Origin of the sequence: Paraburkholderia sp. BR10872 (assembly GCF_040965835.1) — a bacterium.
GTDB classification, from domain to species: domain Bacteria; phylum Pseudomonadota; class Gammaproteobacteria; order Burkholderiales; family Burkholderiaceae; genus Paraburkholderia; species Paraburkholderia nodosa_A.
In genome coordinates, this window is record NZ_JBFRCN010000015.1 from 1 (window position 1) to 24,346 (window position 24,346).

The following is a 24,346-nucleotide window of genomic DNA, read 5'->3' on the forward strand; positions in this document are numbered from 1 at the left end:
CAGCATCGAGCGATATATCGAGCAGTACAACCAACACGGCCGGCCGTTCGTATGGACCGCGACCGCCGATTCAATTCTCCAGAAAGTGGCTCGGCTATGCAAAGTTATTTCTGGGACAGAACACTAGCGGATGACGCAACAACCGGGTTCTGGCAAACGTTCGTCATAAAATGTTGGCCGTTCGGAAGGGGCCATGGATCTCTCGAGAAGAGTTCACCGGGGTCTGGTTCGCGCACGATTTCGGATAGCCGCCCAGGAACGCGTTCTCGAAGAAATGCGGAATGATGGCCATGCTACCGACATGACCCGTCCGATGAAGCTGTTATCGGTGGGCTTGCCCGGACGGCTGAAGTCGATCTGTACCTTGTAGTGGTACGCCCACATATCCAGCAGAACGGCCGGAGAACTCGCTGCCGTTATCGGCGAGCAGGCATCGCGGCGCCCGACGTTGGGCCACCAACCGGTTCAGCACGGACACAACGTCCTCTGCACGCAGGCGCTGTCCGACTTCAATGGCAAGTGCCTCACGGCTGAAGACATCCACGATCGTCAAGGCTCGCAGGCAGATGCCATTGGCGAGTTGATCGGCCACGAAATCCAGACTCCAGACCTCGTTGGGGCGCGTCGGCGCGCAACGCTGACGGCGCGACACCACCATCTTGCGTCGTTTGGGCAACTTCGAGCGTAACTGCCGCTGTTCTTCAGCGTAGAGCCGGTAGATCCGGTTGCGGCTCACGCGCCAGCCTTCGGGTTTGAGCAGTCGTGAACGCGTCGGTAGCCATACCGCACGCGGGTCTGGGTCAATCTCACGCATGTGCTGCCGAAGCGCCCTCTGCGGATCCTTGACGCTGCGATAGTAGTGCGTGCTGCGCGCCTGCCGCACCAGACGGCACGCCCGCTGCGTCGGAAGACCGAAGTGATGCATGACGTAGGTCACGGCCTCTCTCTTCAGCGCGTGCAGGGCCACTTTTTTGTGGCGATATCCTGCAGGATCGCCTTGTCCAGACTGAGCTCCGCAGCCAGCTTCTTGAGCCGCGCATTCTCGTCCTGGAGCTGCTTCAGCTCACGCACCCTAGTTCGACTCCTGGCCCAGATCTAGCTTCTTCCAGCGGTAATACGTCTGCTCGGATCTCCCCTGCTGCGGCCACGTTCTGCTCCACCGAATACTGATTGCGTTTCATCGCCAACCTCCCGTGTCATGGGGAAAATTGCTCCGAAACACTAACACTCATTTCTGTCCAGGATTTCGACGGCAGATCAGCCTCCCTGCCGAGGTATATCTCCCTGTCCGCTCGCAAATTCCTGTCAAGGAAGAATGCTCATGAAGATTGTGTTGATTGGCTACGGAACCATTGCATCTGCACTTATGCCAAACTTGCTCAGTGAGTTCGGGGGCGAAATTGAAAGCCTTAAGGTAATAGATCCATATGGCGCCCAGAGGCTCAGCGCTGATTTCGATTTCCCTGTAACTTGGGTGGCGGCGAGCGTCGCTAAGGAAAATCTTGAAGACTTGCTGAGCGACCTAGATTCCGACTCCTTTGTAATCAACCTGTCCGTCAATGTCTCAAGTGTCGACCTGGTTTCATTTTGCCAGCAGAAAGAAACAAAATATATTGATACATGCATTGAACCATGGGCCGGACATTATGTAAATGCAGATGCAGAGCCTGCAGAGCGTACCAACTACGCCCTCAGGGAAGCCATGCTTACGTTGAAGGCTAAATGTCAAGATGGCCCTACAGCTATCGTAGCGCACGGCGCAAATCCGGGTTTGGTGTCTCATTTCGTAAAGCGGGCACTTCTGAATATTCGGGATGATATTTACGGAATAAGCCAGCCAATCCCGCAAACTCGTCAGCAGTGGGCGAAGCTGTCTGCTGATCTAGATGTGAAAATAATCCATATTGCGGAGCATGATACCCAGATTGCAAAACTGCCTAAGCGGCCTGGCGAGTTTGTAAATACCTGGTCAATTGATGGGTTTATTGGCGAAGGTTGCCAGCCTGCTGAGTTAGGCTGGGGGACTCATGAACTTCGCTTACCGCCAGAGGGGCAGCTGCATACTACAGGCTGCAATAGCGCGATCTATTTGAACCGCCCGGGCGCCTCGGTCAGATTGAAAACCTGGACTCCTGCTTTTGGCCCATGCTTAGGCTTTTTGATCACTCATAATGAAGTTGTTTCTCTGTCGGATTATCTAACGTACTTTGAAGGTGAGCGAGCCGCTTATCGGCCTACGGTCACTTATGCTTACCATCCTTGCAATGACGCTATACTTTCCATTCACGAGCTTAGTGGTTGTTCTTGGAATCCACAGGCACAAGGGAGAATTTTGCAAGGACCGGATATCGCCTCGGGAGGGGATTATCTTGGCGTGCTTCTGATGGGGCATAAGAAAAATGCATATTGGTTTGGGTTCTACATGGAGAACTCGGTTGCTCAAAAGCTCAACCCTGAAAGCTCTGCTACCTCTTTGCAAGTCGTGGCCGGTGTTATAGCAGGTATGAAATGGGCAATTGCTAATCCACGTTGCGGGATCATTGAGGCGGAAGAGATGGACTTTATCTTCGTGCTAGATAATGCAAAGCCCTACTTAGGCGAAATGCTGGGGGAATACACTGATTGGAGTCCTGTGGGAGAGGATAAAGGGCTATTTTCCACTGCTTCGTCTGATAAGTGGCAGTTTCAAAACTTCATGGAATAATTGCACGGAGCGCAATCATGAGCTATTTAAAATCGTCAATCGGCTTGAAAAGTTATGACTGGTCTTCAGTTGAGTTACTTAAATATCTGACTCCCGAACGCATCACCGGATCTAGGGATGCCATAAAATCACGGCAAGAACACTTTTGGCATGACATGAGCGCTGAGTTTGATTCCAAGCACTTCTTGATATATCTCATGAATCGAAGTGATTTACAGCTGAGCGATGATTTCTTAGAGTTCGCATGCCTCTGGCATTTGGATGAACAAAACCACTATAGAGGTCTTCGAAAGATCAATAGTGTGTTGTATGGTTTCCGAGAAGAAGATATCGACAAAGAAATCGAATCCAGACAGCCGGAATTTGAATCCATTTCATCCTTCATGGTTGATGAATTCACCATATTGGCGTCAATTGCATTCGATGAAGTTACTAGCACTCGGGCTTATAAGCAGGACTTCAAGCTTTTTGATAGTCTTGGGCCTGATTGTCTGTCCGCATGGATTCGTAATGCTACTAAAGATGAAGCGGCGCACTACGGCAACGCTATGAAGCTTTTGAAGAAAAACCACTCATCTCGGTTTGGCGAGCTTCCAGCAATCCTTGACAAAATAGTCGGCTTCGAAACTTCTGATGGTTTCGGATATAACAATACATTTATTTTTGATCATGTTACCGATGACTTCTCGAATGAGCTATTGAACGATAGCAAAAATACGATTCTCGAGGTTCTCGGGAGCGAGAAATGACCTGGTTATATTTTGCCCTTCTGGCACCGCTGCTTTGGAGTCTCTCATATATTGTTGACAAGTTTGCAATCACTAATATTGCATCCAATTGGATTTCGTTCATTTTCTTGCTGAGTATCGGGAATATTTTTTTTGCGATGGCAATTTATGCCTATTTCCGGCCCGCCGATCTGGACTTATATATGGTGGCGATAAATATATGCTCTGGTCTCGCAATATTTCTACAATATTTTGCATATAGCTACTCCTTGGGGGATATGGATGTATCGGTTGTGATTCCGATTCACCAATCTGAACCAATATTTGTATTGGCCGCATCAGTGCTGATTTTTCATGCCATTCCGACATCTAGGCAACAGACTGGCTTCGCTTTGATCGTCGTTGGTATTCTAATACTATGCATGTCTAGGCAGACGATTGGAGGATTGGGGCATCCGCGGCACGTAGTCGTGTTGCTAATTTCTGCTTTTTTGGGAGCTGTCTCGACTGTAATTTCAGATGAGATATTGAAAGTCACGAGCTTGCACTCGGTGCTGATTTTCAACTTTGCTGGCTATGCCCTTGGTGGGATGTTGCTTTTATTGGTTCCGAAATGGAGAAAGCTCATCATTGATGATCTAAAAGTTTTGAACTATAAGCAATTCGGAATTTTCGGGGCGACAAACATCTTTGATGTTGGGGGCTATGTATTCTTCATGGCCGCTCTGGCTGCGGGAGGCGGTGCAGCTTTGGTTTCGGTAGTCGTCAGTATCCACCCGCTGTTCGTTTTGGCTTTTGGGTTCCTGGCAACGAAGCTGTTTCCAAAATTTATCGCCGAGGATATTTCTCCCGGAGGCGTAGTTAGAAAATTTTTCTCAATCATCGTGATCGTGGTAGGAGTAGCAGTGATATCACTCCAGGACATGTGAGAGAGACTCGAAAAAACATCATCTGTTAAGAGTCGCTAACACAAGACATCCACAAAGCATGAACAGACACCTTCAGGCAATTCCTGACCGCTCCCGAGGGAAGCTTCTCCGACACGTCGACGATCGACGGTGTCCGTCGCCTGTACTTTTTCAGGAATTTCCCTCACCTGCCCCTGATCATCATGGTGGCTGAGGCGGAACCGGATGTCTATGCCGCCTGGCGGCGTCGCGCGATGACGATCGGCTCGCTGATGGGCGCGTTTGCGTCGGGGTTTGTCGCGCTGTCGTTCCTGCTGGGTTCGCAGCTGTTGCAGCTCGCAATTTCCGCTAGCGGTGTCCACAGAAGCGCTAGCCTGGCCATTAATTCAGCTAGCGTGCCTTGCCGGGGTAGCGATAGCTGCAGTCCTCGCGATAACGATTTATCGCCCTAAGTGCTGCGGCAAAATTGGCGGCATTGCGTAAAACGGACGCCGGTAACGTCTCAAGTGGCGCATGATGTACCCTGCAATAGTCCGCTGTCGGATCGAGCCATTCTCTCTTCCAACGCGGAGCGCATACATCAGCATCGTTGAGTACAAGGCAGCGGAAACAGTATGGGAGGCGTTGACGGTTCGTCATCCAACCAACCGGTGTCCCGATCGACTTCAGGCGGCCATCTTGTAAACGAGCCAGCCTCGAGAGCCGTTCGAGTGTAGACGCGTCGAGTGTCGGAAACAATATCCACCCCGCAGTGCCAAGCGTCGGCAACGCGCTCGGAACGCTCCTTTCCCAGAGCATTCGAACACTTATCTGATATCGGGCCGCAACCCGGCCCAGCCAGCCACCAAACGCCTCCTCAAAAAACGGTCTCGGGGCGACCGGCCACGGAAGCACAGAATCAGGCGGCGTCTCGCGCGACATGCTCGAGATGTGACATACCAATGAACTCGTCGCCGCTGCGAATCGAGAATTCGGCCGCGTCGTTCAGAAGGGTCGATATTTCGCCCGTTAGCCCGCCGCTCGCGCTCAACACGAACTGAACGATTTCGCGTCGCGTCAGATCGGATGGCCTGCGCAGCGGAAGTACACGCTCAAACGCCGCCAGAAGGCGCCTGAGGCTATCGCTTTCCCTCCAACGTGGGATTTCAAACGGTCGGTAGCGACTATACATCTGGGCATCTGTCTGGAGGGCCAGTACAGCGTCGCGAGTGCCGACCAGAACCATGCTGATCTGCAGGTCATTCGCGAGATATTTGAGCAGATTCAGGGATGCGCGTTGCTCCCGATAGGTACCGGCAAGCAGGTGATGTACCTCATCGACAATCAGGACCCGGGGTGCCACGCGTCGCAGAATGTCACGAGCGAGCCTCTCCAGCGAAGCCAGACCAGCTGCGGGATTGTGGGGAGCGCCGAGCTCGAACAGCAGGCCCGAGTAAAACCTGTGCTGATCAGGTGTCGGAGGCATCTGCATGGCGACGACTGAACATCTTTCGACGCCGCTCCGCTCATCGAACTCGCTGGGATGCGCGCGCTTGAATTTTGCAGTGATCTTCGTCTTGCCGATGTTTGAGTCGCCGTGGATGAGCAAGCATGGCATGCGGTCACGCCGCGGCGTCTCGTGGAGACGCTCCAGGAGTTGCAGCGCTTCGCTGGCGCGAGGATAGTCAATCCACCGGTCGCGAAGAAGGCTACGTATTCGTTCCTCGGTTCCCAACCGGGCCTGCTCTCTCGCGGTTGGGAGTAAATGTGACAACACGGCCTGCTTCATGTTGCACCTCACCATTGCTCGACGTCATAGGCTTTCACCGGAGAGTCGTAGTCGACCTGGTCTTTCTCATTCTCAGAATCCTGCTGTCTGAGAGAAAGATCGTTGAATGCCTCGATCGCCGGCAAGCGCCGCGGGCGCGGACGCCGATGTGCCCTTGTCCCGCGGGTGGCATCGGCAATTACACGACGCTGATCCTCTACTGCGCGAAAAATCATGCTCTCGGAGATCGAACGTTGCCCTTGCACCCGAATGGATTTCAGCGCGGTCCGTTGTTCGAATAGCGAGATAGACGGGCGCCGCAAGTCAGCATAACGAACCTCAAAATATTCCTTGCCTCCTCCACTCACAAAAATCCGTGAAAGATCTTCGGGATGGTACCGAACACTCACCGAGCGTCGAGTTTCTCGCCAGGCGGCGAACAACGGATGCCAGTTGTCAACGCCGACTGAATCCTGACCCACCTTTCGGCGAAACGCCGAAGTAAATCTGACCCACCCAGTTCCGTGTCACGCGGCGGCTTTCGCAATTGCCCGCGTGGTCTGTCCAGCTTTTCGTTTGTCCTTCAGTCGGTAGCTCTCGCCGGTAATCTGCACGATATGCGCGTGATGCAGCAGTCGGTCGAGCATCGCTGCCGTCAACGTCTGGTCATCGGCGAAGGCCGTGGCCCATTGCGTGAACGGCAGATTACTCGTCAGCACGATGGCCCCGCGCTCGTAGCGTTTGGCGACCACGTTAAAGAACAGATTCGCTTCTTCGCGACCGAACGGCAGATAGCCGATTTCGTCGATGACGAGCAGCCTCGGTCCGGCAACGGCGCGGCTAAAGAACTCTTTGAGCCGGTTCTGCTGCCGGGCCGTGGCCAGTTGCATCATCAGGTCGGCGGCCGTAATGAAGCGCGTCTTGATGCCAGCCTGCGTGGCCCGGTAAGCCAGTGCGCTCGCAATGTGCGTCTTGCCCACCCCCGACGGCCCCAGCAGCACGACGTTCTCGGCGCGCTCGATGAACGCGAGGCCGGCCAGTTCCTGGATTTGCGCACGCGGCGCACCGCTGGCGAAGCCGAAGTCGTATTGCTCCAGCGTCTTGATACCTGGCAACCCGGCCAGTCGGGTCAGCGTCTGGCGTTTGCGTTCCTCGCGGGCCTCAACTTCGTTCGTCAGCAGTTGCTCGAGGAAGTCAGCGTGACTGGCGTCAGCGTTGGCCGCGCTCTGGGCCTGTGCGCTCCAGTCACTGCTGATACGGTCGAGCTTCAACTGTGCACATAGTCCGGCGATGCGTTCATGCTGGAGATTCATGCGGCCACCTCCAGCAGCGCGTCGTAGACGGCCAGCGGATGCTGCAGGCTCTCGCTGGGCAGCACTCGCTTGAGCCTCGTCGTTGTCGGAGCGGCCGCCGATTTCGGCGCAGGTAACGGCAGGAGTGCAGACTGCTCCTGTGGTAACCGGACCGATGGCTTCTCTTTCGTGGTGGCATGCACCCGTGCATTCGCCACTTCGGCCAGCCAGCGACCGATATGGCTGTTTGCGGCGTCAACATCCAGCTTCAGGCCGGACTGCTTGAGCGTGGCCGCAAGCGGCACCACGAAGCTCTCCTTCAGGTAGCGATTGAAGCGTTCGACCTTGCCTTTGGTCTTCGCCCGATACGGTTTGCACACCTTCGGCGTGAAGCCATACGTTTCTGCCAGCGTCAGCAATTGCGGATTCCACCGGTGATGGCCATCGCCGAACGCATCGCGCTCAATGATGACCGATTTCGCGTTGTCGAACAGCACCTGTTCAGGCGTGCCGCTGAAGTAAATGAAGGCTTCGCGCAGGCACTCGCACAGCGTTTGGGCATCCTCGCCGCTCGTGAAGCGTACGTAGCTCGCACGGCTGTAGCCCAGCGTCGCAACCAGCGCCAGTAACGGCGAGCGGCCTCGGCGGATGGTCGTGAAGTCGGCCTGCATCTGTCGGCCCGGCGGTGTCTCGAAACGTACGACCGGCTCCGGCTCGGCATGCTTGTATTGCGCCACAAACACCTTGAGCTGGCTGATGCCACCGTCGTAGCCTGCGTCCTGCAACTCACGCAGCAACACCGTCGCCGGAATCCAGTGCGGCCTGGCTGCTGCAATTCGTTCGAGCAGATACGGCTTGAACGGGTCGAGCTTCGCCGGGCGCGGCTCTCGTTCCTTGTAGCGACGCGCATCGTCGTCGCGCAGTTACCTCCGCACGGTGTTCCGCGAGACGCCCACCTGCCGGGCTATCTCCCGCACCGGCGTGCCTCGCCTTGCCAATACTTTGATTTCCACTGCTTGCTCCTGAGTCAGCATCGGCGGCAAAAGCCGCCATCCTCTCCCAGGTGGGTCAGTTTTCGTTCGGCGGGTGGGTCAGTTTTACATCGGCGCTAACAGCCAGTAACGAATACGGAAGATCGTGAGGCCGTCCGCCTGTATTGTCCTTTGCGCGAAAGGCAGGAACCAGATCAGGAACCGCAACTCTGCATCGCCTGCCGCCGGCAACTGTTGCGTATCGGCCGAATGCGAGAGTGCTCGCCAGGTATCCGATGGCGTCGCGCCCAGAAGACCACGATGAGGACTCTGGTGATATCGTCTTCCTATCTCGATCGCGAGCCATCGCTCGAATTCCCCGAGCGTTAGCGCTGCGCCCTTCTCTGCCTGCCGTGCCTTACGTCCTTTCGTAGAAGAGCCAGTCGCACCGGGCAAACCGCGAACGCGCTCCATTATTGTCCGGTTGAAACGTTCGATATGACCGCCGAAGTGCGGCCGCCCAACCGGACGATACATCAGATCGATACCGTACTCGCGACAGCCGCTTCGAAGCGCCCGGCTCTTGAACTCGGCAGCATTGTCGAGATGCAAAACGCGGGGAATACCGCGCATGGGCCACACTGCCTCGGCCCGAATCTTTGCAAGCCATGGTGTCTTGGACAATGCAACTCTTGTAAGAAGCAACCCAACCGTAGCCGCCCCCGGTCTTTCCATGCCGACGTAAAAGCCAAGTACACATCTCGTGGCAACGTCCAACGCAACCGAAAGCCACGGGCGGCCGATCACCTTTCTGTCCAGCTCACCGACCAGCAGCACATCCGCTTGTGTATGGTCGACCTGCACAATGTCCAGGGGATGGTGAGCCCGAAAAGTTCCAGGCGCAATCTGCGATTCAGGAAGTGCGGCACGCCGCAGCGCGTCCTGCTCGCAATACTCTGACCATCGCCGGGACACAGTTGACCGGCTGGGAGGCTCCACCCCCGCGGCGACGCATCGACGTCGAATCTCAAGTACAAGATCGGTTGCAGGATGCGCTAACTGAGGCTGCGCCGGTAGCCAACTTTGCACAACCTCTTCGATTATGTTGTCGGCGGCCGGACTCAAACGGCGACCGCCCGGCGTCGGACCACGGTGCTGAGGGTCGAGAGCGCTAGTCACAGGGTTCGCCAAAAATCGCTGCCGCAGCCGGTAGACAGTTGTCCAGTGGACGTCGAGTAGCTGTCCGGCCCGCTTTGCCTGAACGCGCGTCAGCGGCCCCCGCCCGAGCGGCCGTAGCACTGCCGCTACCTTCTTGGCACGACTGCCTGTCCCGTCAGAGGATGCCATGGTGCCCTCGCCCGCGCGCTTGATCGCGCTAGCGGAATTAAAGGACATCGCAGGCGCGCTAGCAAAATTAGCGGGCGTCACCCGCCCGAATCGTTGCACAAATGCAACGGAGGCGTAATCGTCGGAATCGGGCTGTATTGCTTGTCCGGCGCCAAGCTCAGGACTTTCCGTTGCTAGCAAAATCCGTGGTCATGGCTAGCAGAAACTACGAGCGCCAACAACAGTCGGCCAGGAGCGGCCGGTCGACGGCGTTGCCTAGATTGTGGACAATTGCCGTACTGGCCTGTCGATGGCCGGGTGCGCAAATAAGGAAAGAGGCGATGGGGCGGAAATTGGCCGATACCGAGTTGGAGCTATACAGGCGAGTGGATGAGGTTCTGTACTATGTCTGGGACCCAATTGGCGTCGCAACCAGTCCGGCCGCACGCGACGAACATCAAGGGTATCTGCCCAAGGTTTTCACAATGTTGCAGGAGGGAATGGACGCGTCAGCCAATGCAGCATACCTCGACGACGTTGCGACTGATCGCATGGGCCTAGATGCGAATCTGGAACATTCCAAGCGCGTCGCCGAATTACTTCTCGACTGGAAGACCGAGATTTATACGATTCGGCGTCGGCAAACGTGATGCACTAAGAGATGAAGATTCCTCTTGGAGTCAGGAACGAAGCGCTTTGGCGCAAACACTGTCGAAAGATTCGCGCCAGAGCGCTGGACTTGCTTGAAGGTCGCTTTGGCGTGATTGAAACAGCTCGGGTCATGCTTCCATTGGCGTATTGGACCAAGGTTCAAAACGAGCCGGAGTTTCTACTGTTTCGTGCGATTGCATCGGAGACCGACGATCTTCCAGTCGGCAACGTCCGTGCGTACTGGGCTGCAGATGCGCTGGAACGCGAGGATGTTTGCATTGAGGCCGCCGAGAAACTATGGCGTGAACAGGCGCTCTCCGCTGCCGAAAAGCTGGTCGAACGGTATCAATGGGCGGTTCGTCAGAAACACAGCTCCAGCGGCGCCGATCCGTCGAGGGCCAGGCACAACTGCGAGCAGAGCAAGATCGCCAAATGACTACGAAGCGCACAAAATCTCGGCTGGCTGGTGAACTCGGTCTGTTCGTCCAGCAATACGCCCGCAAGGCTCAGGCATCATCAGATCCCAACGACCGGCAATACGATCGCAAGCTCGAAAAGAAAATGAAGCGGCTTTCCCCGCCGGAGCTATCTGATCTTCTCTCCCAGGGCGAGCAGGAGCCAGACGACTTGGAGCATGAGAAAGGTTGAGGACGGCCAGTTTGCGATATTCGACAACACCCCATCAATCGTCGACAATCAATGTGTGAAGTTCCGATACAGATGGATGCAATCGAAAGGACGTCGATATAGATGAACAAAAGTGTAGACGAGCTAGTCGCCGAATTGGCTGAGCAAGGCATACATCTACCTGAAGGGAACGTCCGAATCGGTGGCTTTGGAGATTCGGAGGCTCTTTCGGAGTCGCTGATCGCACTCATTCTTGCTGGCGTGAAGCGTGGTACCTGCAGTCTGCCTTGGTCGTGGGACTTCGACGGCGAGTCAATTCCCAAGGCTGGAGACGTTGAAATAGTGCTTGACTGGCACGATCGACCTGCGTTCGTTCGGCGAGTCACCGAAGTGCAAATCGTCCCGTTTGATTGCGTCAGTGCTGATTTCGCGGCGAGCGAAGGAGAAGGCGATCTTTCATTAACGCACTGGCGGGCGGAGCACTGGCGCTTCTTCACAGACGAGTGCGGCCGAATTGGTCGGGTGGCTGACAGTTCGATGCCTCTCGTATGCGAGAGATTTGAGGTCCTTTACACGCTAACGCCCGTTCTGCGGCGCGAATGACTGCTCCCGGGGGCACTGAATGTCGCTTCAGGGTCATCGAGGTGCAGGGATGCCAACCCCCTCCTCGGACGGATAGGTGTGCGGCCGAGCGGCGCGCGCTAAAGTTAGTTTTGACTGGCCTAGCGCCCCTCTGTCTCCAAACTTATGCCCGCCTGAGCGGGCTTTTTTCGCCCGACGTCAGTCACGAATCAGCGATCTGCTGCGGCTTTTCACATCCTTAATCCAGTTGGGCGCCCGCCCCCGTCCCGACCAGGTGGCCCCCGTCTTCCGATCACGATATCGGGCCGGCACGACGCCACGCGCGGCGGTTACACGGCCGCCCCGTTGCCGTCCGAAGATATGACGCTCGGTAAACCCATAATCGGCGACCTTGCCCCTGATGTCCGCAAGCACTTCCTCAAATTCTGCCGTCCGGGCCGCCGCCTGTCCCCCCAACGCGGCCATTTGTGCTTTCAGTTCCTTGAACGTAGCCATGATCCCCCCGACGGTCGAATATGGTCAGCGCGATCTTAGCCCGCTTCGGTTTTGCTCGATTGACAGCTGCCCCGAAGGAAAGCGTCTCCAGTCGTCGATCGTGCTTGCGGAATCTTCAAAATGCCGACATCTACGCGCCTATGAAGATAAGTCTTCTTATCATAAGGTGCCTGTTTGCGATTGAAACTCCGTAAGATCAAAACGCGCCCGTCCTCTTTGCCGGGCAAGCGCGATGGAATATGAGCACGGTTCGTGCGGAAGGCCACAGACGAACACAGTCCTTATCGGTTAAATCACCAGCAAAGATCACAAGAATCCGCTCACCACGTACCGGCATATCCCATGCCACCGCGTTCTCGAGGCCACATCCGCGCACTCGTATCGATGAGCATCGCCATCGTCGTTCACGACACCGGCACCCGCTGCGTTCGGGAGCCTTTCTATTTCGAGCCATGATTGACTAGACTGGGCTCAGGAGTTCAGTCCCGCTCCAACCGCTCGAAAACGTGCACTGCTTCCACTGTTCAACCGATCAGCAGGGGAATAGCGAAGATGAATCAACTGGTCTATGTGCATGGCGTCGATGGTCCGCGCTCGGACGCCGCGGGCGACGCGCAATACGTCGAGTATCAAACGGCGCTCGCAGCCCGCAACCAGATGTTCCAGAACGAGACGTTCGAAAAATCGGTGACGATCCGAAATCCGCTCTGGAGTGTCCATGCCGCCCACCCCGCGTGGAATCTCGCGTGCGTTCCGGGACACGTGCTGAAAGCCGAAGCAGGCAGCGCACCGCTCGCCATCGGCGGCATCCTGGGCGGGACGACGGGCGCGTCGCCGCTTCAGCCCCCCGGCGATACGCTCGCCAGGGCAGCGAAGAGCGATCTGGACGCCGTCGTCGGCTCGCTCTCTTCTATCGCAATCGAGCAAGCGCAAAGCTCCGACCCCGCCGCCGTGGAAAACGCCGTGCGTTTCTGGAGCGCGGCGGCAAGGGCGCTCGAAAATCCGGAAGCGCGCAAAAGCCTGACCGGCGCGACCGACGACAAGGATTTTCTCGACCGCTTGCAGGTTGCCGCGCGCCCCTTCCTGCAGGACCAGTCGCTCTCGCTCTTCGACAGCGTGCGCAGCGCCGCGACGCAGCTAAAGGGCGCGACCACCGACCTCGTGAACAGTCCGGCCGTGCTCGCGGTACGCGGCAAGCTCACTCCGCAGTTGGCCATCTTCATTGGCGACGTTTTTACGTATCTCAAGGCGGGCGCCGCGCGCGATGCCATCCGCGCGGAGATCCGCAAGTATTTGATTCCGGCCGCAAGCGCGGCGAACGCCGCGCACAGCCGGCTCATCGTGTGCGGGCACAGCATGGGGGGCGTCATTTTGTACGACCTTTTAACAGACGTGCCCTTCGTGCAAGGGCTCACCGACGAGCTGGGCGCACCCTTCAAGGCCGATCTCTTCCTCACCGTCGGTTCCCAGGTGGCATTGTTCGAAGAACTGAAGGTCTTCACGGCGTCGAGCGCCGGCTGTGGTGCAAACCAAGGCAACAAGGTGCCGAAGCCCGGCTGCGCGGAACGTTGGTGGAATGTCTATAACCGGCTCGACGTGTTGTCGTTCCTCGCAAAGCCGGTTTTCGAAGACGTCGAGGATCTCGAAGCGAGCACCACCGCCGGCATCACCGACGCCCATAGCGCCTACTTCACGAACCTCGTTTTCTATAGGCGGCTCAACGCACGCATGAAACAAGCGGGGTTTTTGCCATGACTCAGATCTTTCAGCGCGCGCCCGGGGCCGCGCCCGCGACGCATGCCTTCGTGATCGGCTGCGGCCGGTTCCCCGAGCTTGGCGAGGCCGCTACGCGGCAATCGACCGTGGCCGGCGCGCGTGCGATTGTCCGCTATCTGCTCGATCACCAGGACGAATTGACGGCGCCGCTCGCATCGATCGAATGTTTGCTGTCCGATCCGGACGCCGACGCCGGTGCCGATCAACTGGACATCGGCAAGTTCGCCAACGATCCACGCGCCGATGACGGCGTGAGTGCCGCGACGCGCGTCAACGTCGAAACCGCTGGCAACGCATGGCTCGCCCGTTGCCGCCCCAATGACAGCATGTTTTTCTACATGTCGTCGCACGGCGTTGCCGAGGCGGATCTCAGCGTGTCCGGGCTGCTGGAAGACGTGCTCACCAATCCGTTCAACCAGTGGGGCGCCTCGCTCAACATTGGCAACCTCGCGACCAATCTGCCGGTGATCGGCGCGAGCGCGTGCTGGGTCTTTCTCGACGCGTGCCAGGAACTGGTCGATAGCGTGCTGTCCGAGTACGACGGCCTTGACGGCGTCGTACTGGTCAAGGCGAAATTCGGGAAGATAGCGTCAACCCGGGTTAGGTCGCTCGCGCTTGCGGGTTCGCGTTTCGGCCAGCTCGCGTGGGGCCCGGACAGCCACGACCCGCCATACTTCACGCAGGCCTTGCTGCGCAGCTTCGAAGCGTGCGTTGACCGTGACAGCAACGGCGCATGGGTCGTCACCGGCGAACGGTTGCTCTGCAACGTGCCGAAAGTCGCGGACGCGGCCTTCGGCTATTCGACGCTGGACGTGGAGGCGCTCACTAAATTCGCGAACCAGGCGACGCTGGTCACCGTGCCGCATGCCCGCATTCCTGTGGTCGTGCGTACCGACAATCTCGCCGACATGGCGTACCTCACGCTGATCGAAGCCTCGGATGGCCTCACGTTCATCCAGTCCGCGCCACTGCAAACGAACTGCTTTCTCGAAGTCGCGCCAACCGGCACCGAGTTCGAGGCAAGACCCACCTTCAGCGGTGCGCAAGCCTATCGTCCGGCGAAGTTTCACGCCAATCCCTGTGCACAGATAGTCAGGTTACTGCCATGAACGATGAAACGGCGCGCACCGTCGTGATCCAGCCGCCGGGCCAGGGGGCCTATCGCATCACCGTCGTCGGCACGCAGTCGCAGACGGTAAACCGCGTTTTTTCCGCGGCGGGCGAGCCCGTAGAGATCGCGCTCGGACCGGACAGTTACAACGCGACCATCGAAAGCGCGAGCAGCGGCGGCATCACCTCTCAGGCATTCACAGTGGCACCGGCCGGCGAAGGCGATGCGTCCGCCTCGGTCCAGCTTGGCTCAGACCCGGATTTTGCGCCGAGCAGCGCGTTGACCTCGCTGCCAAGACCGCGCCGGAGCGGGCTGCTGAGCGTCCTGAGCGACCTGAGCGAAAGCGCATCGCAACGGGTGGTGTCGCCGCAGGATTGGTCCGGCCTCTCCAGCCCCTCGCCCGAGAATGCGCCCAGCCGGGGCTTGCCGGCCGGCAACTTGCCGCTCTCGTTGCCGGAACACGCCACGCGTTTTCAGGAGCCCGCGCCGTTCCCGCTCAACTTCCCGTTCCTGACCCAAGCGAACCAACAGCGCACCTTCACAGTCAGTCTGTCGAGCGCGGATCTCGCCGATACGGAGCAGCCCGACGTGGTCGAATGGCATGCGGCGCAAGCGCAGATCGAAGTCGCGCAGTCCTGCGACAGCGAAGTCATGTTCAAGCTGGTGCACGGCCAATGGCCGTGCCGCGCGGCGCTGCGGCTGACGATTGCCGTGGAAGGCCGCGCTCCCTGGCGTGTTGGCGTGCCGGTGATGGACGAAGGCGTCTGGCTGACGTTGCGGCCCGCTGTCGCTGCGTCGCGCCCCGATCTCGTCGTGACGATGCGCCCCGTGAACGAACTGACGGCCACGCTGATCGGCGCGGTGCAGCGCGCCCTGCCGAGCGAGGTCGATTCGCTGCTCGTCGCGTCCGCGAAGGCGATTGCCGATAACGATTGGCACAGCGGCGATAAAGACACGGCAGCCGCTCTCGAAGCGTTGATGACGCACGGCGCCGCACCGTGGGCAAGCGTCGCGGCAGCATTGCTCATGGCGCGCACCGGCCAGATCGCCGACGCAGCGCAGATCGCGCAAACGCTCGGTGCGGCGTACGACTGGGTCGCGGATGCCTCTGTTGCCGCGGCCTGGGCCTTCGCAGCGGTCGCCGACAACGACGCCGATAGCGGCAGCGACGATGCCGGCATCGCGGCGCACTGCCTCTCGCTGCTCGCGCATGCGCGCAGAATCGGACCACCCTGCCTTGCTGCCAGCAACACGCTGGCGCTTCAGATGCTCTCGTCGATGGCAATGAACGCCACACGGGAAACCGACGCCAAAGCATGGCGCGATGAACGGCGCCTCTGGAGCACCCGAAGCCGGCGCGCCGTGCCCATCGGCGCCTTTTTTGGCTGGGAAATCGAAGCCGCTTCGCCTCCGCTCGCACTCCAGGCGTCGAGCGATAACGTGATTGCGCAAGGCAGCGTCACCGGCAAAGATCTGCGGTGCACGGTGGCCGAGACGGCATAGGCGCGTGCGATCACGCGTCGAGCGCGGTCGCGATGATGGCTTTCATGAGTGCGCCCTCGCGCCCCGGCGCGAGGCGCGCCATCAACGCACGAAAAGTCACGCCGTCTATTGTCTCGACGATCGCGCACAGTGCGTCGAAATCGCTGGCCAGTACGGCGCTCGCCTGTCCACCGCCTTGGGCGAGGTGCGCTTTCAGCGTCGCCGCGTAGTACCCGGCACGATCGGGATCGTTGGCGGCCCGGATGAGTGCCGCGGCCAGGCGATGCGCCACGCCGATCTCGGACTCCGCGTCCGCGGGGAGATAGCGGTTGGCGAGATTGAAATGGCTGATGGCGACAAGCCGCGCGTCGCCGCCCTGGTATTTGTAGCGCAGCGCCCTGGCCTCGAATTCGCGCGCCTGCTTCATGTGCTTACGCTTCTGTTCGAGGGTGCCGAGCGCCGAATAAAGATTGCCGAGTTCGGCAACTGCATTTTCCGACTCGAACACGTTCTTGCATTCGAGAAGCATCGCGTACGCCTCGGCGTAGCGCCCCAGATCGATCAGCGGGCCATTATCGTTGAATCGGTTGCGCGCCAGTTCGAGCGGCAGGGCGCCACGCCGGCGATGGGCGGCGCGCGCCTTGCCGTTGTACTTCAGGGAAGCGCGCCACGCGGCGCGCGCGCGGGTCTCCCAGTCGAGCGCTTCCGTGCCCTCGTGGCTCATTGCCGCAGCGAGGCAAGCTCTGCCGTATTGAGACGCGGCGTCGCTCGCCGTATCGAAAATCACGTTGCGCACGTTCCAGTCCAGCATGGCTTCCAGCGGCCCCGGCTTGCCCGCCGCGATCATTCGCCGGCGCAATTCGGGCAGGTGCGTCAACACCTCGCCGTACTGTGCCTTTTGCGCGAGCAACTGAAGCTGCTGCCCGAGCGCGGACAACTCGCTCCACGTGCCGGCCCCGGCCAGGCTCGCATAGCGGTGATGCAGCTTCGCATAAGCCTGCGCTTTCTCGATGTCTACGGACTGCTAGGCATTCGCAAGATCTTTGCACACCGGCGCCGCCACCGCGAAGTTGTCCGCGCGCTCGGCCGCATCGAGCACGGCCTCCCAGCGCTCCACGGCTTCGCGCCAAAAGCCGGCCCGATCCAGCACGCTTGCCAGTAGAGTCTGGGTGATCAACGCCTTCGGTGTTTTCGCGGTGGCGGCCGCCATGCGCGTGACGACGGGAAGCAACATCGCGGTCGCGCGCGGCGAGTCGTCCACGCGCATCACCCGCTCGATCATCTGCGAGGCAAGATCCCATTCGCCGTTGCGCAGCAGATAGGGAAACGCGGACCAGCCTGCCAGCGCGACCGTGGCGCCGGCACTCGCCACCCGCGCCGCATTGTCCATGGTCACGCGCATGAGGTGATACCAGTAATTCACCATCACCTCGTCAACGCGCGTCTGGAATTGCACGCCCGCCTCGGCCCGCCCGGCGCGCGCCACCTCCGGGTGAATCGCGAAGGCGGCGTGGGCACGTTGCCCCGCGGCGGCGCGCAGCTCGACGAGCCCGCAGCTTTCGAGCCGTGCGATCGCCGCGCGCATGTCCACATGCTGTGCGCCGTGAGATGTTTCGCGCCATAGCGTCGGCCAATTGGCTTCGACGACCGCCCTGCGCCGGTCGTCCGGCTCCATTGCGCAAAGCAGATGGAACACCGTTCTCACGGACTTCGAGAGCGCGCGAGACAGCGCGCGCGTCCAGCTATCGAGCTGATCGAGGAACGCCTGAACGTCGCGGTGGGTTTCGCCGCGAACCAGGTAAGCGTCGGCTGCGTCCGCATCGGCCTGCCCGGGACCTCCGATGTCTCGCAACCGCCGTGCGAGGCGTTCCGGCTCGGCGGCGAGCCGCTCCGCGAACGCGATCAGCTTCGGGTGGCCCTGCACCGCCCGCAAGGTGTCGCGCAACAATTCGCGGCCGCGCGCGGCACGGACAGTGGGCGAACGGCCTTCGAGCAGCGCCCCCAGATTGGGTAGCTCGCGGATCAGCAGCAAGGTTTCGTCGAGCGGCAAGGCATGCACGGTCAGTAGAACGAAGGAAGCGGGCATGCCGGTGGGGACGATGCGGCTCGACATCGCCACGCGCGACGCACCTCCGTGATCGTGGAAGGCGCGCATCAGCATCGACCAACGCTGGTCACACCAGTGACCACTGGCCGTCAAAAGCGTTTCCACGTTGTCGATCACGATCAGAACGGTGCTCGTCTCCAGCGTTTGCCGAAACACCGGCAGCCATTGGGCCAGCGCGGCCTCGCTCGCCACGGCATGAAGCATGGCGATGCCGGGCAACTGCGTTTCCATCGCGAGCGCGAGCGCGCTCAAGGTCATCGAAGCGTCGGCGTTCAATTCGGGCGCCCTGTACCAGACGACCCGTTCGAAGCGAGCCGCCCGGAGATGATGCCAGGCAAGTTCCACCACGCAGGCGGTCTTTCCCGCTCCCGCCATGCCGTGAAACAGCACGCCCCGGCTGGTGGCATGCTCCGCGAGCGCTTCGCTCGCTTGCGTCATCGCCCGCACGCGGCCAACGAAGTGCCGGGGCTCCGCCGCAAACGGCGGCACCGCAGGCACCGCATCGCGAGCCTCCAGACTCGCGTGCGGGTGCACGGCAAACCTCAAGTCGGCAGCGTGCCTGCCGAGCAACATCGGCATGGTCATGGATAACGGAGGGTCCGGCGCAGAGCCGCTCCGGCCGAGCGCACGCAGCGCGTGTTCCGAAGCGATACTCGCGGCGCGCGGCAGCGCCTCGCCGCGTTCGAGGAGGCGCTGATAGAGCGCGTTGGTCAACAACGCGGCGTATTGATCGTCGACCGCGTAACGCGTGGCGAGCACGGCGCAGTCGAGGCCGCGCTCCAGCACCCACGCGGGCATTTGCGCGAGACCCTGCTCGACGCGGCCGGCGGCCTCTGCATCGGCGTCGGATTCGCCAGGTGTGTCGGGCGCGCCAAGCCAGCTCAGCGTCGCGCCCACGCTCGCCGAAGCGGAATGGCACGCAACGAGCACGACCAGCTTCAAACGCCCGGTGGTCACGCTGAGCATGCGCACGATCGCGTCGGGCGTCACGGGGTCCGGCGCCCCATCGGACCGCTCGAGGAGCAGCGCGCCGCTCGTTCCGTGGCCAGCGAAATGGACGATGTCCCAGCCGCCATCCTCGCCCAGCAGTTGCTCCAGCCGTTTGCGCGTGACGCCGTACTGTAGCGCCCGCAGTTCGACGCGCCGGCCTTGTGCTGCAAGCCGGCTCACGAGCGACTGCAGGTGTTGCCGCTCACCGCGCAGGTTGAGCGGGCTGCCCGCGGGCGGCACGCTGAACAGCGCGAGAATGCGCAGCGACCCGCCAGGCGCCGGCGTGCGCGCGAGCCCCTCTCGCGCGACCTCGAAAACGAAGCTCACGCCACGCTGGCCGAGGGGCCGCCCGCTCGCATGCGCCAACTCCAGCGGCAACGCAAGCAAGGGCGCGGCTACGAGCGGCAAGACGACCCGGACCAGCGCGTCCGGATTGCCATGCGCAACGATATGGCCTGCGATTGCCGGCCCGAGAACGATCTCGCCCAGCCATGCGCCGAACGCCTGGAGATGACGCTGCTCGTCTTCGTCAGCAGTGTCCGGCGCGCAATGGTAGCGAAGCCACGCGGGCAGGTTGAACAGCCCCTCGCGGCGCCAGTCGCTGTGCGCGAGGGTCACGGCGTGCGCAGCCAGCGTGGCGCCCCCGGCATCCTTGAGATGCCAGCTCCAGTGATCAGCGTCGGTGTAGCCGCTAACCTCGAGAACAAGAGGCGGACGGTGCATGGCAAGGGTCTCCGCGCAGAGTGCGGCGTGTGTCGTGCTGCCAGCATAGATCATGCGCGGCGAGAGGTTCGATTCCTCGCTCTGTCTGACGCTAACCGCGTTTGCGCAGCGGATCGAGCAAACCCTTCAGGTCGTTGTGGTCCATCTCCTGCATCAGTGCGAGCAGGCGGCCGATTTCCCCTTTGGGAAACCCTTCGCGGGCAAACCAGTTGAGGTAATGCCCGGGCAGGTCCGCAATGAGCGTGAGGATGGCGGAGGCGGTTAGTTGCGAAATCTACGATCCCTCGTCCTCGCGTCCACCTGGACACAGACGCCCGGTCGCGCACGGCTGCGCCTTTGCGCAACCAGAATCGTTGGCCGTTTCGCGGTGCCGGGTGCGGGTCAGAAAGAGCGGGGTGCGGAAATTGCTGGGTCTGAGGGGTAGCCGTAAGCCAACCAACTTCCCATGGAAATCGCCCTCATCACGCCTCGCCCTCTCGACACGCTCGCGATACCCGACGACCTGGACGGCCGCCAACGGCGCGAACCGCGCCACCGGACGCCGCCAGATCGGCGCCGATGACGATCTCGACGCCATCAGCGCCTGGCTTGCACGTGTAATACGAGGCGGGTTTTGTGGGGATGACGGTGGACGAGGTCGGTCTCGCCCAGCTCGAGGCAGTCCAGGCGCAAATTCATCATGTTCTGCCACGCGCACTGAGCCAGGCTCACCGCGAATTTCTGCTCTCCCTTGTGTGCCTTGATCCGGACTGGGCGCTGATGCCCAAGACCATTTGCAGGACACGCCCGCGATTCGCGGAAGATGGAAAACATGCGCAAACTCCACACACGCGACAAACAGCGCCTTACCGACCAGGAAGCGCTGTTGTGTGAAGCATTTTCTGCACTCGATCGGGAGAATAAACGCGGATAAGATCGCGTGCGTCGCCGTTTCGTCCGGTAAGGCGCGAACCGGCCCAATTGCTGGCGATCACCTGTGTCGTCCGGCGGTCGCTCGAACGGCCGGATCACTCGGAAAGCCGCTCACCATTAAATGCGCGCATATCGGCCTTTGCGGATGGTCTGGGAACCGGTTCGTGCGACTGCTGCACATACCTTTGCGGACGCTCGCAAACCGGCGTCGACGAATGGCAACTCTCATCACCGTCGAATGGGTCTTAACGACCACCCTTTTCGGCCACTTGCCCGCTTCTCGGGCGCGCATAGTCGATAAGTACTGCTCAAAGGTGGTCATTCGAGGGCGCGAACTATAGACCCTCGAAATTGGCACCTTTGACAAAATTCAAAGAGTTACACAATTCCGAACCGAGGCAGCTGTTGTGGACTAACGTGAGTCTTTCGTCACGAATGGCAGCACGGCGGCGTTATAAAGATTTGCGCCATTCGATTTCTCCTTTCGGAGTAGCGCGCGCATGTATTTGCTCAGGTAGACGACCCTCTTAAGTTCTTCGTCACGCATCTCACCATACTTCACTACGACGGCCTTTACCGCTGCTTCATCATGGGCAGACAGAGCCTGAATGGGCTCGTTCGTAAGAAAATCAACCTGCCTGGCAAGCCCAAGCATGACCTTGCTGCCGACGGGCCGAATCATGACTCCGGGGACCAACTGCGGCAGCTTTGCCAAGTGCAAGTCTACAAAATATGGACCGTCCTTTTGCCGGACGACATACGCATTCGTAAGACGTTCCCCGGTTGCTTCAAGTGATGCGAGCTCAGCTAGGAAACACAACTTATGAAGCGCGAAGTAACTAAGCCCTTCCGGCTTACCCTGCAATATCCTGCGAGCAACGTGACCGAGCTTTGCTGCATCAGCCCTAGGCTTGCCACTGACCGATCTCTTACGCTGCCGCTTTCGCCTCTTCAGAGTCTCAGCGACGAACTGGTAGTCACTTAGCTGATTTGCGAAACTGCGGTGAACCATGGCTCTTTGCCCCGGGTGATACACAGGTATCAGCGTCCGGCGCAACCACGCGTTGTTCGTTCTAACGTGCTCGCGGAGCGAAAGTGCGTGCGCTTGAAGCAGGCCGCACGCCTTGAGCGCCACAGCGCCAAGTGTAACTACAAGTGAAGGATCGACTATTTCGATCGTTTCCCTCAGGAAAGGCGCGCAGTTTGCGATCTCGACAGGCGTAGGCGTCGCATTGTTGCCACGTTCATCTTTAGGGTTGCACAACACTGCATTAGTCACAAACGTTTCATATCGACTGATTCCTACCTGTTCGATGAGGCTCTCAAAGTTGTGACCGGATTTATCCCCGTGAAAGGGCAAGTGCGACCCATCGGCCCCGAGCCGCCCGGGCGCCTCTCCAACAAACATAAGCGGCGCGTCAAGAGAACCGCAACCGGGTCCGAGAACGCGCGCGCTCCCCGTCATCCGCGGGCATTTCTCGCACGCGGTTACACGTTTAACCAAGTCGAGGAACTTGGTCTCCTTTTCATCGGCGGACGTCATTGAATCAGTGAACGAAGCTGCTGCTGAGAGCAGTCAAAGTAAGCATGAACCGAATGGCAGACAAGCTTTCCGGGCCGCTTGTTCGAGGCCACGCATATGAACCGAAGCAGCCGGCCTAATCCGATGAAATTTCCCAGCACTTTGTTGAAGAAGTCATGGTTCCGGTATACCACGACAAGGTCCAGGGAATCGTCGGCGTTCCAAAGAATTTCTCCAAACTGCCAGCAAGGCCCCCCTCTTGTACGGGGTGCATCTACCGCTGGAGATGAGAGATGAAATACTAGACCGGTGGTGTTGCGCTGTGGCCATGTGCTCAGCTTGTCGATTGCACGCTCTAGCTGATTGACGCCATCCGGCGGAAACCGAACGAGCCGCTCAAAGTACGTGCCCCATGCGTGGCGCCCACGTTGCCATCTACGAGCGCGGTCATGAACTTGCAGGTAGCGGGTATAGAACTCCGATCGCGTTGCTGCTCGGTCGCAGGTCCGCTGCGGAAACAACGTATTGGCGACGTCGCAGGCGTCATCTGCCCCGGCCTTTATGCGAGCCGGCGAATGTTGCTTCAACCAATCGCCCTCTGCTTCGCACGGTTGATCCACCATAGTAATCAGATTGCTGACTTCGCCCCGTGCGTCAAGTAGGAGAGAACAGCCCGCGCGCCAAGCTTCCAGTGCCGTAGGACCTTCAACGACGGGAATCGTCATACTCGTCGTCCCTTTGCGATCGAAGATACCCATTTTGTAGGGGGTGACACACGATATGTAATGCGTTGCTTGTCCAAATCAACAGTCACATCGCCACCGCCATTTCTCTTTAGTTCACGGAACACGGCGTAGCCTTGGCAAATCGCTAGCTGCCACTGCTTTGCTGTACAAGTGCGCACTTCCAAGCCAGTTACCATCCTGCGAATGGTCTTGAGCAGTCCGATGTCGATAGAACTGCGGTCTACATACCATCCTCGCTCTTCTGCCTGATTGAAAACAAGAATTGAGACAGCTTCCTCAATTACAGCGGCGCGCGCACCATCTTCCACTTCGTCAATCTTGGCGTTCGACTTGCGTTTGCACTTGAGCAACGATCGGCAGACGGGAGACCACCCGAGTACGGCCGCATACGCGAGATGAAATACATCGTGATAGCGATAGCCATCGTCCTCGTGTGAATTGTCGGTTAGTGCATCACCGATGACGACATCATTGACGGAGACCTTGACGTATAGGCTTCGCTCCAGTGGTTTCTCGTAGAAGTTGACAACGAAGCGCCGAGGCAGCCTCTCATCTGGCGCAAAGCCGCTATCGAAAACGTTGACACTTCCTTCCGAATACAGCGATTCAGCCTTCTCGGCATTTGCTTTGGCGATCTCCGCCAACGGGATTTCATACAGAGAAGCCAGACTGGTCAGATACCAGAGCAAATCGCCGAACTCTTCTCGCAGCTCTGTTCGAAACAGGGGATTGTCCTTTTGCAGGAGGAGCTTCTTCATCATGCTGTGAAGATCACCAACTTCACCGACGAGACCCATTAGTGAGACTGCGCGGGAGGGACGTTCATTGGTGCGCTCGACCATCGCTTGGTATTCGCTAAACGTTGTCATCGTCGCGCTAGCGCCACTTGTCGAACTTTCCTCGGTTTTCTCAACTGGCGCGCTTCGCGGCATACGCCCTCCCCGAA

Annotated in this window: 22 protein-coding genes and 5 pseudogenes; 12 read left to right on the forward strand and 15 right to left on the reverse strand. The window is 59.2% G+C overall.

Annotated features, from left to right (window positions below; all coding sequences use genetic code 11):
• Window positions 1-127, forward strand: a pseudogene (locus tag AB4Y43_RS14155) (IS630 family transposase); the annotation flags it as partial.
• A gap of 185 nt (window positions 128-312) precedes the next feature.
• On the opposite strand, the pseudogene AB4Y43_RS14160 reads toward AB4Y43_RS14155, so the two are convergent.
• A pseudogene (locus AB4Y43_RS14160) lies at window positions 313-1,181 on the reverse strand (IS3 family transposase); the annotation flags it as partial.
• Window positions 1,182-1,321: 140 nt separating this feature from the next.
• On the opposite strand from AB4Y43_RS14160, the gene AB4Y43_RS14165 reads away from it, so the two are divergent.
• The 4 genes and pseudogenes from AB4Y43_RS14165 to AB4Y43_RS14180 form a co-directional block, all read left to right on the forward strand.
• Window positions 1,322-2,704 (forward strand): saccharopine dehydrogenase C-terminal domain-containing protein, encoded by a 1,383-nt coding sequence (locus AB4Y43_RS14165; protein ID WP_368618934.1) that lies wholly within the window; start codon window positions 1,322-1,324, stop codon window positions 2,702-2,704.
• A 17-nt stretch (window positions 2,705-2,721) separates the two neighbouring features.
• Window positions 2,722-3,453, forward strand: a complete 732-nt coding sequence (locus AB4Y43_RS14170) for a hypothetical protein (RefSeq protein ID WP_368618935.1) — start codon at window positions 2,722-2,724, stop codon at window positions 3,451-3,453.
• Window positions 3,450-4,361, forward strand: coding sequence for an EamA family transporter (locus tag AB4Y43_RS14175; RefSeq protein ID WP_368618936.1), 912 nt, complete (start codon window positions 3,450-3,452; stop codon window positions 4,359-4,361). The genes AB4Y43_RS14170 and AB4Y43_RS14175 overlap by 4 nt, the downstream gene beginning before the upstream one ends.
• 35 nt (window positions 4,362-4,396) lie before the next feature.
• Window positions 4,397-4,669: pseudogene (locus tag AB4Y43_RS14180) on the forward strand (diguanylate cyclase); the annotation flags it as partial.
• 61 nt (window positions 4,670-4,730) lie between these two features.
• On the opposite strand, the gene AB4Y43_RS14185 reads toward AB4Y43_RS14180, so the two are convergent.
• From AB4Y43_RS14185 to AB4Y43_RS14210, 6 genes and pseudogenes are all read right to left on the reverse strand, one after another.
• Window positions 4,731-5,261 (reverse strand): TniQ family protein, encoded by a 531-nt coding sequence (locus AB4Y43_RS14185; protein ID WP_368728049.1) that lies wholly within the window; start codon window positions 5,259-5,261, stop codon window positions 4,731-4,733.
• Window positions 5,239-6,108, reverse strand: coding sequence for a TniB family NTP-binding protein (locus AB4Y43_RS14190; RefSeq protein WP_368728050.1), 870 nt, complete (start codon window positions 6,106-6,108; stop codon window positions 5,239-5,241). Before AB4Y43_RS14190 ends, AB4Y43_RS14185 begins: the two co-directional genes overlap by 23 nt.
• 8 nt (window positions 6,109-6,116) lie before the next feature.
• A pseudogene (locus AB4Y43_RS14195) lies at window positions 6,117-6,581 on the reverse strand (Mu transposase C-terminal domain-containing protein); the annotation flags it as partial.
• Between the two features lie 33 nt (window positions 6,582-6,614).
• Window positions 6,615-7,400, reverse strand: a complete 786-nt coding sequence (istB, locus tag AB4Y43_RS14200) for an IS21-like element helper ATPase IstB (protein ID WP_368728051.1) — start codon at window positions 7,398-7,400, stop codon at window positions 6,615-6,617.
• Window positions 7,397-8,413, reverse strand: a pseudogene (istA, locus tag AB4Y43_RS14205) (IS21 family transposase). Before istA ends, istB begins: the two are co-directional and overlap by 4 nt.
• Before the next feature lie 63 nt (window positions 8,414-8,476).
• The gene (locus AB4Y43_RS14210) at window positions 8,477-9,745 is read right to left on the reverse strand and encodes a DDE-type integrase/transposase/recombinase (RefSeq protein WP_368728084.1); all 1,269 of its coding nucleotides are present in this window, start codon (window positions 9,743-9,745) and stop codon (window positions 8,477-8,479) included.
• Window positions 9,746-9,888: 143 nt separating this feature from the next.
• Here AB4Y43_RS14210 and AB4Y43_RS14215 point away from each other — a divergent pair, with 143 nt between their 5' ends.
• The 4 genes from AB4Y43_RS14215 to AB4Y43_RS14230 all read left to right on the forward strand — a co-directional run bounded on the left by AB4Y43_RS14215 (window position 9,889) and on the right by AB4Y43_RS14230 (window position 11,557).
• Window positions 9,889-10,326, forward strand: a complete 438-nt coding sequence (locus AB4Y43_RS14215) for a hypothetical protein (protein ID WP_368728052.1) — start codon at window positions 9,889-9,891, stop codon at window positions 10,324-10,326.
• A gap of 11 nt (window positions 10,327-10,337) precedes the next feature.
• A complete protein-coding gene (locus tag AB4Y43_RS14220; protein ID WP_368619427.1) occupies window positions 10,338-10,763 on the forward strand; it encodes a hypothetical protein in 426 nt (141 codons plus the stop codon).
• Window positions 10,760-10,975 carry a hypothetical protein gene (locus AB4Y43_RS14225; RefSeq protein ID WP_368619426.1) on the forward strand — a complete coding sequence of 72 codons (216 nt, stop codon included), beginning with the start codon at window positions 10,760-10,762 and terminating at the stop codon, window positions 10,973-10,975. The genes AB4Y43_RS14220 and AB4Y43_RS14225 overlap by 4 nt, the downstream gene beginning before the upstream one ends.
• A 102-nt stretch (window positions 10,976-11,077) precedes the next feature.
• Window positions 11,078-11,557: an ASCH domain-containing protein gene (locus AB4Y43_RS14230; protein ID WP_368619425.1), complete on the forward strand. Its 480-nt coding sequence runs from the start codon at window positions 11,078-11,080 to the stop codon at window positions 11,555-11,557.
• 177 nt (window positions 11,558-11,734) lie between these two features.
• Here the strand turns inward: AB4Y43_RS14230 and AB4Y43_RS14235 are convergent, their stop codons facing one another.
• Window positions 11,735-12,031, reverse strand: a complete 297-nt coding sequence (locus AB4Y43_RS14235; RefSeq protein WP_368619424.1) for an H-NS family nucleoid-associated regulatory protein — start codon at window positions 12,029-12,031, stop codon at window positions 11,735-11,737.
• A gap of 552 nt (window positions 12,032-12,583) precedes the next feature.
• Between AB4Y43_RS14235 and AB4Y43_RS14240 the strand changes: the two genes are divergently transcribed.
• From AB4Y43_RS14240 to AB4Y43_RS14250, 3 genes are read left to right on the forward strand one after another with little or no spacing between them, the layout of a single operon-like run.
• Window positions 12,584-13,786 carry a hypothetical protein gene (locus AB4Y43_RS14240; RefSeq protein WP_368618937.1) on the forward strand — a complete coding sequence of 401 codons (1,203 nt, stop codon included), beginning with the start codon at window positions 12,584-12,586 and terminating at the stop codon, window positions 13,784-13,786.
• Entirely contained in the window at window positions 13,783-14,916 is a 1,134-nt protein-coding gene (locus AB4Y43_RS14245) for a hypothetical protein (protein WP_368618938.1), read from the forward strand. Before AB4Y43_RS14240 ends, AB4Y43_RS14245 begins: the two co-directional genes overlap by 4 nt.
• A complete protein-coding gene (locus AB4Y43_RS14250; RefSeq protein WP_368728053.1) occupies window positions 14,913-16,421 on the forward strand; it encodes a hypothetical protein in 1,509 nt (502 codons plus the stop codon). Before AB4Y43_RS14245 ends, AB4Y43_RS14250 begins: the two co-directional genes overlap by 4 nt.
• A 10-nt stretch (window positions 16,422-16,431) precedes the next feature.
• On the opposite strand, the gene AB4Y43_RS14255 is transcribed toward AB4Y43_RS14250, so the two are convergent.
• From AB4Y43_RS14255 to AB4Y43_RS14285, 7 genes are all read right to left on the reverse strand, one after another.
• Complete coding sequence (locus tag AB4Y43_RS14255) at window positions 16,432-17,337, reverse strand: hypothetical protein (RefSeq protein ID WP_368728054.1); 906 nt, start codon at window positions 17,335-17,337, stop codon at window positions 16,432-16,434.
• An 87-nt stretch (window positions 17,338-17,424) separates the two neighbouring features.
• On the reverse strand, window positions 17,425-20,220 hold the full coding sequence (locus AB4Y43_RS14260; RefSeq protein WP_368728055.1) for a CHAT domain-containing protein: 2,796 nt from the start codon (window positions 20,218-20,220) through the stop codon (window positions 17,425-17,427).
• 91 nt (window positions 20,221-20,311) lie between these two features.
• On the reverse strand, window positions 20,312-20,494 hold the full coding sequence (locus AB4Y43_RS14265) for a DUF3820 family protein (protein ID WP_368619012.1): 183 nt from the start codon (window positions 20,492-20,494) through the stop codon (window positions 20,312-20,314).
• 302 nt (window positions 20,495-20,796) lie between these two features.
• Entirely contained in the window at window positions 20,797-21,033 is a 237-nt protein-coding gene (locus tag AB4Y43_RS14270) for a hypothetical protein (protein WP_368618942.1), read from the reverse strand.
• A 511-nt stretch (window positions 21,034-21,544) separates the two neighbouring features.
• Window positions 21,545-22,675 (reverse strand): uracil-DNA glycosylase family protein, encoded by a 1,131-nt coding sequence (locus AB4Y43_RS14275; RefSeq protein WP_368618943.1) that lies wholly within the window; start codon window positions 22,673-22,675, stop codon window positions 21,545-21,547.
• Window positions 22,672-23,379 (reverse strand): hypothetical protein, encoded by a 708-nt coding sequence (locus tag AB4Y43_RS14280; protein ID WP_368728056.1) that lies wholly within the window; start codon window positions 23,377-23,379, stop codon window positions 22,672-22,674. Before AB4Y43_RS14280 ends, AB4Y43_RS14275 begins: the two co-directional genes overlap by 4 nt.
• A complete protein-coding gene (locus tag AB4Y43_RS14285) occupies window positions 23,376-24,332 on the reverse strand; it encodes a nucleoside triphosphate pyrophosphohydrolase family protein (protein WP_368618945.1) in 957 nt (318 codons plus the stop codon). Before AB4Y43_RS14285 ends, AB4Y43_RS14280 begins: the two co-directional genes overlap by 4 nt.
• Window positions 24,333-24,346: the final 14 nt, after the last annotated feature.

Coding starts and splice junctions, on each gene's coding strand:
- AB4Y43_RS14215 (WP_368728052.1), top strand. CDS start 9,889: ATGGCTAGCAGAAACTACGAGCGCCAACAACAGTCGGCCAGGAGCGGC.
- AB4Y43_RS14230 (WP_368619425.1), top strand. CDS start 11,078: ATGAACAAAAGTGTAGACGAGCTAGTCGCCGAATTGGCTGAGCAAGGC.
- AB4Y43_RS14235 (WP_368619424.1), bottom strand. CDS start 12,031: ATGGCTACGTTCAAGGAACTGAAAGCACAAATGGCCGCGTTGGGGGGA.
- AB4Y43_RS14170 (WP_368618935.1), top strand. CDS start 2,722: ATGAGCTATTTAAAATCGTCAATCGGCTTGAAAAGTTATGACTGGTCT.
- AB4Y43_RS14225 (WP_368619426.1), top strand. CDS start 10,760: ATGACTACGAAGCGCACAAAATCTCGGCTGGCTGGTGAACTCGGTCTG.
- AB4Y43_RS14260 (WP_368728055.1), bottom strand. CDS start 20,220: ATGCACCGTCCGCCTCTTGTTCTCGAGGTTAGCGGCTACACCGACGCT.
- AB4Y43_RS14165 (WP_368618934.1), top strand. CDS start 1,322: ATGAAGATTGTGTTGATTGGCTACGGAACCATTGCATCTGCACTTATG.
- AB4Y43_RS14245 (WP_368618938.1), top strand. CDS start 13,783: ATGACTCAGATCTTTCAGCGCGCGCCCGGGGCCGCGCCCGCGACGCAT.
- AB4Y43_RS14175 (WP_368618936.1), top strand. CDS start 3,450: ATGACCTGGTTATATTTTGCCCTTCTGGCACCGCTGCTTTGGAGTCTC.
- AB4Y43_RS14240 (WP_368618937.1), top strand. CDS start 12,584: ATGAATCAACTGGTCTATGTGCATGGCGTCGATGGTCCGCGCTCGGAC.
- AB4Y43_RS14185 (WP_368728049.1), bottom strand. CDS start 5,261: ATGTCGCGCGAGACGCCGCCTGATTCTGTGCTTCCGTGGCCGGTCGCC.
- AB4Y43_RS14220 (WP_368619427.1), top strand. CDS start 10,338: ATGAAGATTCCTCTTGGAGTCAGGAACGAAGCGCTTTGGCGCAAACAC.
- AB4Y43_RS14210 (WP_368728084.1), bottom strand. CDS start 9,745: ATGTCCTTTAATTCCGCTAGCGCGATCAAGCGCGCGGGCGAGGGCACC.
- AB4Y43_RS14275 (WP_368618943.1), bottom strand. CDS start 22,675: ATGACGTCCGCCGATGAAAAGGAGACCAAGTTCCTCGACTTGGTTAAA.
- AB4Y43_RS14270 (WP_368618942.1), bottom strand. CDS start 21,033: ATGTTTTCCATCTTCCGCGAATCGCGGGCGTGTCCTGCAAATGGTCTT.
- istB (WP_368728051.1), bottom strand. CDS start 7,400: ATGAATCTCCAGCATGAACGCATCGCCGGACTATGTGCACAGTTGAAG.
- AB4Y43_RS14250 (WP_368728053.1), top strand. CDS start 14,913: ATGAACGATGAAACGGCGCGCACCGTCGTGATCCAGCCGCCGGGCCAG.
- AB4Y43_RS14190 (WP_368728050.1), bottom strand. CDS start 6,108: ATGAAGCAGGCCGTGTTGTCACATTTACTCCCAACCGCGAGAGAGCAG.
- AB4Y43_RS14285 (WP_368618945.1), bottom strand. CDS start 24,332: ATGCCGCGAAGCGCGCCAGTTGAGAAAACCGAGGAAAGTTCGACAAGT.
- AB4Y43_RS14280 (WP_368728056.1), bottom strand. CDS start 23,379: ATGACGATTCCCGTCGTTGAAGGTCCTACGGCACTGGAAGCTTGGCGC.